Origin of the sequence: Brevibacterium luteolum, from assembly GCF_013004595.1 — a bacterium.
Classification (GTDB): domain Bacteria; phylum Actinomycetota; class Actinomycetes; order Actinomycetales; family Brevibacteriaceae; genus Brevibacterium; species Brevibacterium luteolum.
This window is the reverse complement of the sequence record NZ_JABEMC010000012.1, coordinates 1-13,868: the sequence shown is the minus strand read 5'-3', so window position 1 is coordinate 13,868 and position 13,868 is coordinate 1. Positions and strand designations below refer to the sequence as shown.

Below are 13,868 nucleotides of genomic sequence, written 5' to 3'. Positions count from 1 at the left end.
GCCGCAGGTTCCGTGCCGGTGTCATGAGCCTCACCGCCAGAGCGGGCCCGCCGGACGCGGAAGCCGAGTAGACTTTACGGCGTGTCTGTGACCGGAATCTCCCGCCTGCTGCAAACCAACTCCGCCTACAGTGCTGCCCTGGCAGCGCTCGCCGACAGCTCGACGGCAGGCGGGTCGATCAGCGCGATCACCGGACTATGGCCCTCCGTCATGGCCGATGCCGCCCAGTCCGGGCCGATCCTCGCGGTCACCGCCACCGGCCGGGAGGCCGATCACCTCGAACGGGCACTGGCCGACTACCTGCCAGCCAGCTCCGTCGCGGTCTTCCCCAGCTGGGAGACCCTCCCACATGAGAAGCTCTCCCCGCGCTCAGACACCGTCGGCCGCCGCCTGTCCGTGCTGCGCCGCCTCAGCCACCCCGGCGATGAACCACTGAATGTCGTCATCGCCCCGATCCGGGCTCTGCTGCAGCCGATCGTCACCGGTCTCGGCGAACTCACCCCCGTCCAGTTGAAAGTCGGCGACGAGGTCGAACTCGCCGACCTGGCCGAGCAGCTCTCCGACCTCGCCTATTCGCGCGTCGACATGGTATCCCGGCGCGGTGAGTACGCGGTGCGCGGCGGCATCCTCGACATCTTCCCGCCGACGGATGACCAGGCGCTGCGCATCGAGTTCTTCGGCGACGAGGTCGATGAGATCCGCCCGTTCTCCGTCGCCGACCAGCGCTCCCTGCCCACCGTCGACGACGCCGTCTACACCCTATGGGCCCCGCCGTGCCGCGAAGTGCTGCTGACCGCCGAAGTCCGCGAACGCGCCCGCGACCTCATCCCAGAGCTGCCGCAGGCTACTGAGATGCTCGAGAAGATCGCCGACGGCGTCGCTGTCGAAGGCATGGAGTCCCTCGCCCCGGTGCTCGCCGGAAAGATGGAGTCCTTCGTTAACACCCTGCCGGCTGGCACCCGGATCCTCGTGACCGCCCCGGAGAAGGTCGCGGCCCGGGCCGAGGACCTCGTCGCCACGACCGAGGAGTTCCTCGCCGCCGCATGGACGTCTGCCGCTGCAGGCGGGAAGGTGCCGATCGATCTGTCGCCGGCCAGCTTCCGCACCCTGGAGGAGACCCGCGAGGCCGCCGCTGCGCGCAGTCTGCCGTGGTGGGAGATCGGCGGCTTCGCCCGCGATGCCGAACTGGCCGAGTCCACCGGTGAGACCGTACTCGAGGTGCCCGGCCGGCAGCCCCGCGGCTACGCCGGCGACGTCGAGGCGATCCTCACTGATGTGCGCGCTCTCGTCCACGACAGCTGGGACGTCGTAGTCCTCACGGAGGGCCGCGGTCCTGGTGAGCGGATGGTCGAGGTGTTCTCCGAAGCCGATGTGCCGGCCCGGTTCGTAGACGACCTCACCGAGCCCACCACCTCGGGCGCGGTGACCGTGACGACGGCCGCGGACTTCGGCGGATTCGTCATCGACACGATGAAGCTCGCCGTCCTCACCGAGGCCGATGTGCTCGGCCGCGCCGCAGCCACCTCGACCCGGGACATGCGCCGCCTGCCGGCCCGCCGCCGGCGCCACCAGGTCGACCCGCTCGACCTCAAACCCGGCGACTACGTCGTCCACGAACAGCACGGGGTGGGCCGGTTCGTCGAGATGGTCGCCCGCACAACGGGCCGCGGGCCGCAGGCCCACACCCGCGAATACCTCGTCATCGAATACGCGCCGAGCAAGCGCGGCCAACCCGGCGACCGCCTTTACGTGCCCTCTGACTCCCTCGACCAGGTCACCCGGTACGTCGGCGGGGAATCACCGTCGGTGAACAAGATGGGCGGCTCGGACTGGGCGAAGACGAAGTCGAAAGCCCGCAAAGCGGTCAAAGAGATCGCCCGCGAGCTCATCCACCTGTACTCGGCCCGCCGCGCCTCCTCCGGGCACGCCTTCGGCCCGGACACCCCGTGGCAGCGTGAGCTCGAGGACGCCTTCCACTACATGGAGACCCCCGACCAGCTCACCACCATCGACGAAGTCAAAGCCGATATGGAGAAGCCGATCCCCATGGACCGACTCATCTGCGGCGATGTGGGCTACGGCAAGACTGAGGTGGCGGTACGTGCAGCGTTCAAGGCGATCCAGGACGGCAAGCAGGTCGCCGTGCTCGTGCCGACGACCCTGCTCGTCCAGCAGCACTTCGACACCTTCTCCGAACGCTACTCCGGCTTCCCCGTCACCGTCGGCAAGCTCTCCCGCTTCCAGTCCCCGGCCGATTCGGAGAAGACGAAGAACGACCTCAAAGACGGCAGCCTCGACCTCGTCATCGGCACCCACCGGCTGCTTTCCGGTGAGGTGCAGTTCAAGAACCTCGGGCTCGTCATCATCGACGAGGAGCAGCGCTTCGGCGTTGAGCACAAGGAAACACTCAAGGCGCTGCGGACCAATGTCGACGTGCTCGCCATGTCGGCGACCCCGATTCCGCGCACCCTGGAGATGGCGGTGACCGGGATCCGGGAGATGTCGACTCTGGCGACCCCGCCGGAGGACCGCCACCCGGTGCTGACCTACGTCGGCAAATACGAGGACAAGCAGGTCACCGCTGCGATCCGGCGCGAGCTGCTGCGCGAAGGCCAGGTCTTCTTCATCCACAACCGCACCCAGGACATCGAGAAGACCGCCGCCCACTTAGCCGAACTCGTCCCGGAGGCGCGCATCGCCGTCGCCCACGGCAAGATGAGCGAGCAGCGCCTGGAGCAGGTCATCGTCGACTTCTGGGAGAAGCGCTATGACGTGCTCGTGTGCACGACGATCGTCGAGACCGGCATCGACATCTCGAACGCCAACACCCTCATCGTCGACCGTGCTGACCGGATGGGCCTGTCCCAGCTGCATCAGCTGCGCGGCCGCGTCGGCCGCTCGCGTGAGCGCGCCTACGCCTACTTCCTCTATCCGGCCGATATGACGCTGACCGAGACCGCCCACGACCGGCTGCAGACCGTCGCCGCCCACACCGAGCTCGGCGCGGGCATGCAGGTGGCGATGAAGGACCTGGAGATCCGCGGGGCCGGCAATCTGCTCGGCGGCCAGCAGTCCGGCCACATCGAAGGCGTCGGCTTCGACCTCTACGTCCGCCTCGTCGGCGAGGCGGTGGCGAACTTCCGCGGCGAAGGCGAGGAGGAGGTCGCGGAGATGCGCATCGAGCTGCCGATCGACGCGCACCTGCCGACCGACTACGTCGAGCATGAGCGGCTGCGGCTGGAGGCCTATCGCAAGCTCGCCGCCGCCACCGATGATGCCGAGATCGCCGAGGTGCTCGCCGAGCTCACCGACCGCTACGGTCCCTACCCCGAGGCGGTCGAGGTGCTTGCTGAGATCGCCCGCCTGCGCATCCGCGCCCGTGCCTCCGGCGTGCAGGAGATCCTGTCGGTGGGCAATACGATCCGCTTCGCGCCGGTGGAGCTTGCCGATTCGCAGATCGTGCGACTCAAGCGGCTGTACCCGAAGTCGCTCATCAAGCCGGCGCTGCGGGCGATCCAGGTGCCCAAGCCGCAGTCCGGGGTCGGGTTCGACAAGAAGGACCTCGTCGACCGGGAGCTCATCGACTGGGTGCACCAGTTCCTCGATGCGATCCTGCCCGCCCCCGAGGCGGAGTCGAGGTCCGCAGAGACGGCCGGCGCTGCAGAGAAGGCCGGGTCAGGGGAGAAGGCCGGTGCTGGGAAGAAGGACGGTGCGAAGGTGGAGACGAGCGCATGAGCACTCCGCGCTGGCAGCGTCCGGACACCACCGGCATGACGGCGGCTGAGGCCGTCGCCTACCTGCTGGCGCGCTGCCCGTGGGCTGCGGCCCAGACCCACACCGGGCTGCAGAAGCACCTCATCGAGGAGACCCACGAGCTCATCGGCGCCCTTGACGACTACGCCGCTGACCCGCATGAGCGCACCGCCGCCGAGGTGGAGGTCGAGCTCGGCGATGTGCTCTACCAGGTGCTCTTCCACGCCGCCCTGCTCGACCGTAAGGCCGCCGGCGGGCAGGCACTCGCTTCGATGCGCGACCACGAGGATCTGCCCGGTGAGGCCCTGACGCCAGCGGCGATCCGGCGCGTCGATGCGCGACTGGCTGAGAAGATCATCCGCCGCCACCCGCACGTCTTCGACTCGACTGCGCCAGTCGACATCGACGAAGTCGAACGTCGCTACGAGGCGATCAAGACTGCCGAACGCGCTGCCGCCCGGCAGCAGGCACCCGGTACGGATGCCGCAGGGGAGCACGTTTCCGGCGCGGATGCCGCAGGAGAGCAGGTTGCCAGCCTCGACTCCACCGGCCAGCAGGCCGCGGCCGCCGCCCGCGCATCGTTCGACTCGCTGCCCGCCAGTGTCCCCGCCCTCACCCGCGCCCAGGCGGTGCTCGGCCGGATCGAACGCCTCGCACTCGACCAGCCGGACACCTCGGGCCCGGACGTCCCGGACCCGGATACCTCGGGCCTGGACACCACCCCAGGCCAGGCGCTCGCCGCCTCGGGAGCGGAAGCCGAACTCGGCCGGGCGCTCTTCGCGCTCGTGAGCCGGGCCCACGCGCAGGGCCTCGACGCCGAGGCCGCGCTGCGTCGGGTAACCTCCGAAGTGGAGGACGCAGCCGTCGAGCAGGCCCGCAGGCAGGGCGTGGAAGGTGGAGATGACACAGCAGATGCACGTCGCTGAGCGGATCCCGATCCCCGGCACGTTCAACTTCCGCGACATCGGAGGCTGGCCGACCGGCAGCGGAACGGTCGCCCGCGGGCTGCTGTACCGCTCCGACGGCCTGCACAACCTCACCGACGCATCCCGGGCAGCGCTGCGTGAGCTGAACCTTGCCACCGTCATCGACCTGCGCGAAGAGCGCGAATCCCATCGCGCACCCGATGCCCTCGACGGCCTCGACGTCGAGCACATCTCACTGCCGGTCTTCGACAACCGCTACTATCCGCTCGACCCGAACGCCGCGCGCGTCGAACTGCCCGATCACAGCCTGCCGACGATCTACCAGACGATGATCGACGAATTCGGGCCCCGCCTGGCCGCCGGTGTCGAGACGATCGCGGAGCGCGTGCGCACCCCGGTGCTCATCCACTGCTCAGCCGGCAAGGACCGCACCGGCGTACTCTCAGCCTTCGTGCTCAGCCTGCTCGACGTCGACCGCGAGCACGTCGTGACCGACTACACGATGACCGAGCGCTACCTCGGTGCCGAGTTCGTCGCAGCACTCGGCGCGAAGTTCGCCCAGGCGGGCATCGTCGCCGACATCTCGAACACCGCCACGCAGGCACCGGCCGGCCTCATCACCGCAGTGCTCGATCGGCTCGATGACGAATACGGGGGAGTGGCCGGCTACCTGTGCACCCACAGCATGAACCCCGAGGCGGTCGACGAGCTGCGCGCCGCTCTCGTCCGCCCCGCACACGTCGACTAAGCTGATCCGCGTAGACCCCGTTCCCGCCCCACAGCCGATGCATCAGGCTTGAAGGAGACCACAGTGGCCGAAATCATTGCTGCCAATGCCCGCGAGATCCTCGACTCCCGCGGCAATCCGACCGTCGAGGTCGAGGTGCTGCTCGAAGACGGAACAGTCGGCCGCGCCGGCGTGCCCTCGGGTGCCTCGACCGGTGAGTTCGAAGCCGTCGAGCTGCGCGACTCCGACCCCGAGCGCTACCTCGGCAAGGGCGTCCAGCAGGCCGTCGATGCCGTGCTCGACGACCTCAACAACGCCATCGCCGGCTTCGAAGCCGAAGAGCAGCGCCTCATCGACCAGGCGATGATCGACACCGACGGCACCGACAACAAGTCCCGGGTCGGCGCCAACGCCATCCTCGGTGTCTCACTCGCCGTCGCCCGCGCCGCCGCCCAGTCTGCAGACCTGCCGCTGTACCGCTACCTCGGCGGCCCGAACGCCCACATCATGCCGGTGCCGATGATGAACATCCTCAACGGCGGCTCGCATGCCGACTCGAACGTCGACATCCAGGAATTCATGATCGCCCCGATCGGGGCCGCCAGCTTCCGCGAAGCCCTGCAGTGGGGCACCGAGGTCTACCACGCGCTCAAGGCTGTGCTCAAGGATCGCGGCCTGTCCACCGGCCTGGGCGATGAGGGCGGTTTCGCCCCGAACCTGGAGTCGAACTCCGAGGCGCTCGACCTCATCATCGAAGCGATCGAGAAGGCCGGCCGCAAGCCCGGCAAGGACATCGCGCTCGCCCTCGACGTCGCCTCCAGCGAGTTCTTCAAGGACGGCGCCTACCAGTTCGAAGGCGAGACGAAGACCGCCGCCGACATGACCGCCTACTACGCCGACCTCGTCGAGCGCTACCCGCTCGTGTCCATCGAGGACCCGCTGGATGAGAACGACTGGGACGGCTGGATCGAACTCACCGCCGAACTCGGCGAGAAGGTCCAGATCGTCGGCGACGACCTGTTCGTCACCAACCCCGAGCGGCTGCGCCGCGGCATCGAATCCGGTGCCGCGAACTCCCTGCTCGTCAAGGTCAACCAGATCGGCTCGCTGACCGAGACCTTCGATGCGGTCATGCTCGCCCAGACCAACCGCTACACCTGTATGATCTCCCACCGCTCCGGTGAGACCGAGGACACCACGATCGCCGATCTGGCTGTGGCCACGCAGGCCGGCCAGATCAAGACCGGCGCCCCGGCCCGTTCGGAGCGCGTCGCGAAGTACAACCAGCTGCTGCGCATCGAAGAGCAGCTCGCCGATGCCGCCCGCTACGCCGGACGCTCGGCCTTCCCGCGCTTCCGCGACTGACACCGACCGACCACCGGCTGCACTCCCGCCGCGCCAGGCGTGTGCGGCTGAGGCGACCCGCTCCCGAGGTGGGGTGCACGACCGTGCGTGCACCCCACCTCGTGCATGGGGCGCGCGACGTGGGTTGTGGGGCGCGCGACGTGGGTTGTGGGGCGTGGGGCTGCGGCCGGGGGGCGTGGGGCGCGGCCGGGGTGCGCATACGCCCATCTCACACGTGCTCGTGCGAACACGCCGCACCAAATGAGGGCTGTCGGCTGCAAGGCCAGGCAGACTTGGTGCCACACACCTTTCTTCCCCTGATCAGCTCATGAGGTGGCAATGGCTCCGACGTCATCTGCAGCACAGCGCCGCGCCCTGGCTGCCAAGCGGAAGTCCGCTGCCTCCCGCAAGCCGAAATCCGCCAAGGCCCAGGCGCCTGCTGCCCGCACACGCAGAGCCCAGCCGGTCGTCGACCTCTCAGGCACCGACATCGACGCGACCGCGGCCGGGCGCCGCCTGCCGGCGCGCACCATCATCCTCGGCGTCATCGCCGCGATGCTGCTGACGATGTTCCTGCCCTCGATCTCGACCGGGATCGCCCAGTACCAGCAGATCGCCGCCCTGGAGCGCGACATCGAGGTCACCGAGCAGGAGGTCGCCGATCTCAAGGAGCGGCAGGAGCAGCTCAAGGATCCCGCCTACCTCGCTCAGCGGGCCCGCGAGGACTACCACTACGCCAAGGACGGTGAAGAGGTCTACATCGTCATCGACGACACCGGCGAGGAGGTCGCCACCGAGACCGCGGCCGCCGGGGCAGGGGAGAAGCGCACCGTGCGCAGGCAGCCGTGGTACATCGAGCTGGTAGATTCGCTCAAGGCCGTCGGTTTCGCAACAGAAGAGAGCCCATGATCACCGAATGCACCCCAGCGGACTTCGACACGATCCGCGCCCAGCTCGGCCGGGTCCCGCGCGGGGTCGTCGGCGTCGCCGCCCGCTCGAAGACCGGTGAGCCGCTCGTCGTCGCCACCGCGCCCCGGCTGGAGGACGGCACTCCGTTCCCCACCACCTTCTACCTCACCCACCCGGACTACGTCACCGAATGCTCCCGGCTCGAAGCCGCCGGCGTGATGGCGCAGATGAGCGAACAGCTCGGCGAGGACGAGGACATGCAGGCCGGCTACCGTAAAGCGCATGCCGCCTACCTGGCCGCCCGCCGGCAGATCGGCATCGGCGCAGGGATCGGCGAGGTGCCGGAGATCGACGACTTCTCCGCCGGCGGTATGCCCACCCGCATCAAGTGCCTCCACGCGCTCGTCGGCCACGCCCTGGCCGCCGGGCCAGGCGTCAACCCGGTCGGCGACCTCGCCCTGTCGATGATGGACGGGGTGCCGCCCGTCGCCGAGGTGTGAGTCACCTGAACCGGCAAGCTGTCCCGCGGCGTCTAAGCTGGGGGCATGACCCGAGCTGCTGCCATCGACTGCGGAACGAACTCCATCCGCCTCCTCATCGCCGACATCACCGCACCCGCTGACGGCGGGCCGCTGCAGGTGAGCGATGTCGTACGCGAGATGCGCATCGTGCGCCTCGGCCAGGGCGTCGATGCCACCGGCCGGTTCGCTTCAGAGGCCTTGGAACGCACCTTCGCCGCCTGCGAGGAGTACGCCGAGCTCATCCGCGCTCATGCACCCGAACATGTGCGCTTCGTTGCGACGTCTGCCAGCCGGGATGCCGCCAACCGCGCAGAGTTCTTCGCCGGTGTGCGAGCACGCCTCGGCGTCGAGGCGGAGGTCATCACCGGCATCGAAGAAGCGCAGCTGTCCTTCACCGGCGCGACCGTCGGCGTGCAGGCAGCCGCCGACCCGGCACCGACCGGCCCGTTCCTCGTCATGGATCTCGGCGGCGGCTCCACCGAACTCGTCACCGGTGCAGTCGGGCCCGCCGGGGCTGAGCTGACCGGCGCGCACAGCATGGACATCGGGTGTGTGCGCCTGACCGAACGCCACCTCAACTCCGACCCGCCGACTGATGCCGAGATCGCATCAACGATCGCCGATATCGACGCCGCCTACGATGCCGCCTGTGCTGATGTCGACGTCTCCGGTGTGCGCACCGTCATCGGTGTCGCCGGTACGATCACCACTGTCACCGCCGCGCTTCTCGGACTCAGAGCCTATGAGCCCGAGGCGATCCACGCCGCCCGGCTGGAACCCGAGAAGCTGCTGGCCACCTGCCAGGACCTGCTGCACATGCCGCGAGCTGAGCGGGCTGCACTGCCGTTCATGCACCCCGGCCGCGTCGACGTCATCGGTTCCGGGGCGCTCATCTTCGCCACACTCATCGACCGCGTCACCGCCGATGCCCAGCAGCCTCCGGAGATCTTTGCGAGCGAGACCGACATCCTCGACGGCATCGCCATCGGCCTCAGCCAGCGAGCCGGCACCTGAAGGCAACCGACATGACCACCGCCGACCGAGACGCCGCCGGCCGCCGGGGTGCCCGGCGAGCCAGGGCTGCCGGGCAGAAGCTCGCCGCCGGTGCCGCAGCTCTCGCGCTGGCCACCGGCGCGGCACTCACCGAGGCGACCCTGACCTCGGGCCCGGTGCAGGCGGCCGAACCCGAGGCAGGGCCTGGGCAGTGGTTCATCGCCGACTACGGCATCGACGAGATGTGGCAGACGACGACCGGGAAGGGCACAACGGTCGCTGTCATCGACTCCGGCGTCGAGGCCGCGCATGAGAACCTCACCGACACCGTCGTCAAGGCCAAGGACTTCTCCGAAACCGGTGCGGACGGCACCACCCCTCTCGGCGACGGGTCGATCATCCACCACGGCACCGCCGTCGCAGGCGTCATCGCCGGCAACGGCTCCGGGCCCGGGCCGATGGGCGTGGCCCCGGACGCCGATTTGCTCTCGGCCTCGATGTGGCTGGGCAGCAACCGGCCCGAGAGCTCCCCGCCGTCCCGGCAGCAGGCTGCGGCCGCGCTGCGCTGGGCCGTCGACGAGGGTGCTGATGTCGTCAACATGTCTCTGGGCTGGGACGACCCGACCTGGGACCCGGACTGGGACGAAGCCTTCGCCTACGCTTTCGACCACGACGTCGTCGTCATCGCCTGTGTCGGCAACCGCTCGCAGGGTGCGCGCAGAGCCTGGGCACCGGCGACCGTGCCCGGTGTGGTGGGCGTCGGCGGGCTGGGCGCCAACGGGCAGGTGCGCGCCGAGTCGACCGCCCCGGGCATCGCCGTCGACCTCATGGGACCGGCCGAAGACATCCCCGTCCCGCTGCCCGGAGGTGAGTATGGCACCGGCGACGGCTGTTCGTTCGCCGCACCCGTCGTCGCTGGGGTCGCCGCCCTCATCCGCAGCAATGACCCGGACCTGTCCGCCGATGAGGTCGTCGCCAAGCTCTACACCACAGCCACCCCGGTCCCCGGTCACGACGGCACGACGACACCCGAGCAGCCCGACCCGGTCGTCGGCCACGGCCGCCTCGCCCCGGGCGCAGCACTCGACGCCGATGTGCCCGCCGATGTTCCGCAGGCCGGACAGCAGCTGGCCGACTGGGTGACGATGCACCGCCGGGCACCGGCGACAACCGAACAGGCCGAACCGGGAGCTGATTCCGGCAAGGAGACTTCCCCTGAAGGTGAAGCGCAGATCACACCGGCCACCGCCTCGGCGGCAGGGCCGGCCGTGCTCATCACGGGTGCGCTGGCCGGTGCGGGACTCATCACCGCCGGGGTCGCGCGGATGCGGCGTGCGCGGCCGTCTGGCGGGGGATCTGACATCACCCCGGAGGGTAAGTGAAAGTTTTCACAAACCTCGGGGCGGTCGCTAGAATGGGGTCATGGCACTGATTCGAAACAGCAAACTGCGTCCTCGTATTCTCATCGTCGGAGGCGGCTACCTCGGCCTCGTCACCGCCCAGAATCTGCTGAAGAACCTGGGTCGCGGCGAAGCGACGGTCACTGTCGTCGACCCCAACCCCTACATGACCTACCAGCCGTTCCTGCCCGAGGTGGCAGCCGGCTCGATCGAGCCGCGCCACGCTGTCGTGCCGCTGCGCCGCAACCTCAAGGGCGCGGAGGTCGTCACCGGCTACGTCCGGTCGATCAACCACGCTGACAAGTTCGTCACCGTTGAACCCGAAGGCGACGAGCCCTTCGAGCTCGACTACGACCAGATCATCCTGGCCGCAGGCTCGGTGGCCCGCACCCTGCCGATCCCGGGTCTGGCTGAGGAGGCCATCGGCCTCAAGCGGATCGAAGAGGCCGTCGCCCTGCGCGACCACGTCCTGAACAACATCTCCGAGGCCTCTCTGCTCGAAGACGACGAAGAGCGCCGTCGGTTGCTCACCTTCGTCTTCGTCGGCGGCGGCTTCGCTGGCATGGAGATCCTCGCTGAGCTCGAGGACATGGCTCGTGCCGCCGTTGCACAGTACGAGACACTGACCGAGGCTGACCTGCGCTTCGTCCTCGTCGAGGCGATGGGCCGCGTCATGCCCGAGGTCGGCGAGGCTCAGGCCCGTTGGGTCGTCGAGCACATGCGCGAGCGCGGCATCGACGTCTACCTCGAGACCTTCCTGCAGGATTGCACCAACAAGCACATCCAGCTGTCCAACGGCGAGGAGTTCGACTGCGACACCGTCGTGTGGAGCGCCGGTGTCAAGGCCAACCCGGTGCTCGTCGATTCCGACCTGCCGCTTGATGAGCGCGGCCGCGTCACCGTGCGCGCCGACCTGCGCGTCGAGGGCGATGAGGGTGTTGTCGAAGGTGCCTGGGCTGCTGGTGACAACGCTGCTGTGCCGGACCTCTCCGGCGGCGGCGTGGGCGGCTACTGCGTACCCAACGCGCAGCACGCTGTGCGCCAGGCCCCGGTGCTGGCTGCCAATGTGCTCGCTGCGCTGCGCGGTGAGACCGAGTTCCGCCAGTACTTCCACAAGACCATCGGCACGGTTGCCGGTCTGGGCCTGTACAAGGGTGTCTCGCAGATGGGCGACTTCGAAGCCCGCGGCGTGCTCGCCTGGGCGATGCACCGCGGCTACCACGGCTACGCCATCCCAACCATCGACCGCAAGGTCCGGGTGTTCGGAAACTGGGCGCTCAACGTCGTCTTCGGCCGCGACGTCATGCCGCTCAAGGACCTCGATGTGCCGCGCAAGTCGTTCGTCGACGCCGCACACTCGAAGCCGGCCCCCAAGAAAGAGCCGGCCAAAGCCTGACCGTGACGCTCATCTGAGCTGCGAACACTGCTCGTGGGGATCCCGTCTGGGGTCCCCACCAGTGTTTTCTATGCGGTGGCCTGGGTGGAGGGCGTTGGGCGGCGCTGACTCGGTTAGACTGTCTGCCGTCGCCCCTATAGCCCAATCGGCAGAGGCAGTCGACTTAAAATCGATTCAGTGTGGGTTCGAGTCCCACTGGGGGCACCAGAGCGTCGTTGTTCAAACCAGCGACGTTCCCGGTTTGATCCGTCCCGTTTCCGCCTGCTGTCTGGCTGAAGCGTCCTGGGTTTCGTTCCGTTCTACTGATTGAAGGAGAATTGGATCATGCCAACTGTCTATACCCAGGAGTGCAAGCAGCGGGCGTTGCGTTTGATGGAGGATCATCTTCAGGACACGCAGTGCTCGCAGTGGTCGGCCGCCCAGGCGGTGGGAACGAAACTTGGGATCTCACCGCATACGATGCGCGGGTGGTTGAAGCAGGCCAGACGTGATGCCGGTACTGAGCCGGGCGCGACTACAGATGAGCTTGAAGAGCTTAAACGGCTGCGGCGTGAGAACCGGGAGCTGCGACGGGCGAACGAGATCCTCAAGACTGCCTCCGCTTTTCTTGCAGCCGAGCTCGACCGCCCCTGGCCGAAATGATCGCCTACATCGATATGTACCGTGATCAGTTCGGAGTCGAGCTCATCTGCCGCACACTTGCAGCACGCGAGGGTGGATTCATCACGTCCCGTGGCTATCGGGCAGCGAAGACCAGACCGGCCTGCGAACGCCAGATCCGTGATCGGGAACTGAGCGTGGTGATCAAGGACCTGCATGCCCGCAATTACGGGGTCTACGGCGTTCGCAAAATGTGGCATGCGATGCGCCGAAGCGGCTGGAAGATCGGCCGTGACCAGGTCGCACGGCTGATGCGTCAGGCCGGAATCAGCGGCGTGGTCCGCGGCCGGAAACCACGCACCACGGTACCCGGGCGCACACCGGATGAGCGCCCGGATCTGGTGATGCGAGACTTCAAAGCACCGGCACCGAACCGGCTGTGGGTCGCTGACATCACGTATGTGCGCACATCGTATGGCTTTGTGTACACCGCGTTCGTCATCGATGCGTACTCCCGCCGTATCGCCGGCTGGGCGACCAGATCATCGATGACGACGCACGCGCTGTCCTTAGAAGCGCTGGAGCACGCGCTGAACACCGCGACCACAGGCATCGCTGAACTGGTCCATCACTCCGATCGAGGATCGCAAGGCGGATTCAACTGGTCGTCGCAACACCTTGAGGTGAGAAAGGTGTTCAAGGATGGCGACCAAGGACTGGGGCATGAAGACCAGCGAGGTCCCGGAGGGGATGCGGCGGCAGTGGCGCGCGGACCGGGCGTTGCGGCCAGCAATGCGCTCTCCGGGCAGACCGCAGCCATCGAGGGCGGTGCAGCGACAATTCTGGCGCCTGATCGCGGCCGGGGTCACGACAGCGGAGGCAGCGCTGGCGGTGGGGGTGTCGGTGCCGGTCGGATCACGGTGGTTCCGTCACGCTGGCGGTATGCCACCGCTGACGTTGACGGAGCCAACTGGTCGTTATCTCAGTTTCGAGGAGCGAGAGGAGATCGCGATCTTGCGTGCTCAGGGACGCGGTGTCCGGTCGATCGCGCGTACCCTTGGGCGGGATCCGGGCACGATCAGTCGGGAGTTGCGCCGCAACGCTGCTACCCGCAGCGGGAAGCTGGAGTATCGCGCCACGGTGGCCCAATGGAAAGCCCAAGAGGCCGCGAAACTGTCCCGCGTCAAGTAGTTGGCAGGATTTCCTTGGTTTTGAATGTCGGGGTGGTGGGGTCGGCTAGGCCCAGGTGCACCTCCTTGGGCCGGTTCCATGAGATGGCCTCGTGGGGCCGGAGTTCGT

Annotated in this window: 10 protein-coding genes, 1 tRNA gene and 2 pseudogenes; all 13 read left to right on the top strand. The window is 68.0% G+C overall.

Translation table 11 applies throughout. The annotated features are described in order from the left end of the window. The first annotated feature begins 81 nt into the window (after positions 1-81). Positions 82-3,735, top strand: coding sequence for a transcription-repair coupling factor (gene mfd, locus HLA91_RS12785; protein ID WP_338076754.1), 3,654 nt, complete (start codon positions 82-84; stop codon positions 3,733-3,735). Continuing rightward, the gene (locus HLA91_RS12780; RefSeq protein WP_170275008.1) at positions 3,732-4,679 is read left to right on the top strand and encodes a MazG nucleotide pyrophosphohydrolase domain-containing protein; all 948 of its coding nucleotides are present in this window, start codon (positions 3,732-3,734) and stop codon (positions 4,677-4,679) included. The genes mfd and HLA91_RS12780 overlap by 4 nt, the downstream gene beginning before the upstream one ends. After that, complete coding sequence (locus tag HLA91_RS12775) at positions 4,654-5,427, top strand: tyrosine-protein phosphatase (protein WP_239557066.1); 774 nt, start codon at positions 4,654-4,656, stop codon at positions 5,425-5,427. The genes HLA91_RS12780 and HLA91_RS12775 overlap by 26 nt, the downstream gene beginning before the upstream one ends. Positions 5,428-5,490: 63 nt before the next feature. Continuing rightward, positions 5,491-6,771, top strand: a complete 1,281-nt coding sequence (gene eno / locus HLA91_RS12770; RefSeq protein ID WP_170275007.1) for a phosphopyruvate hydratase — start codon at positions 5,491-5,493, stop codon at positions 6,769-6,771. Between the two features lie 318 nt (positions 6,772-7,089). After that, complete coding sequence (locus tag HLA91_RS12765; RefSeq protein ID WP_170275006.1) at positions 7,090-7,659, top strand: FtsB family cell division protein; 570 nt, start codon at positions 7,090-7,092, stop codon at positions 7,657-7,659. Next, positions 7,656-8,159, top strand: coding sequence for a DUF501 domain-containing protein (locus tag HLA91_RS13975; protein WP_239557065.1), 504 nt, complete (start codon positions 7,656-7,658; stop codon positions 8,157-8,159). The genes HLA91_RS12765 and HLA91_RS13975 overlap by 4 nt, the downstream gene beginning before the upstream one ends. 45 nt (positions 8,160-8,204) lie before the next feature. Continuing rightward, on the top strand, positions 8,205-9,194 hold the full coding sequence (locus HLA91_RS13970; protein ID WP_239557064.1) for a Ppx/GppA phosphatase family protein: 990 nt from the start codon (positions 8,205-8,207) through the stop codon (positions 9,192-9,194). An 11-nt stretch (positions 9,195-9,205) separates the two neighbouring features. Next, positions 9,206-10,555, top strand: a complete 1,350-nt coding sequence (locus HLA91_RS12755) for a S8 family serine peptidase (protein WP_170275005.1) — start codon at positions 9,206-9,208, stop codon at positions 10,553-10,555. Between the two features lie 40 nt (positions 10,556-10,595). Continuing rightward, positions 10,596-11,969 (top strand): NAD(P)/FAD-dependent oxidoreductase, encoded by a 1,374-nt coding sequence (locus HLA91_RS12750; RefSeq protein WP_165883373.1) that lies wholly within the window; start codon positions 10,596-10,598, stop codon positions 11,967-11,969. A gap of 130 nt (positions 11,970-12,099) precedes the next feature. Continuing rightward, a tRNA-Leu gene (locus tag HLA91_RS12745) sits at positions 12,100-12,176 on the top strand. 117 nt (positions 12,177-12,293) lie between these two features. Continuing rightward, positions 12,294-12,611, top strand: a complete 318-nt coding sequence (locus tag HLA91_RS12740; protein ID WP_170275004.1) for a transposase — start codon at positions 12,294-12,296, stop codon at positions 12,609-12,611. Then, a pseudogene (locus tag HLA91_RS13965) lies at positions 12,608-13,162 on the top strand (IS3 family transposase); the annotation flags it as partial. The gene HLA91_RS12740 and the pseudogene HLA91_RS13965, both read left to right, overlap by 4 nt. A 130-nt stretch (positions 13,163-13,292) precedes the next feature. Then, a pseudogene (locus HLA91_RS12735) lies at positions 13,293-13,742 on the top strand (helix-turn-helix domain-containing protein); the annotation flags it as partial. Positions 13,743-13,868: the final 126 nt, after the last annotated feature.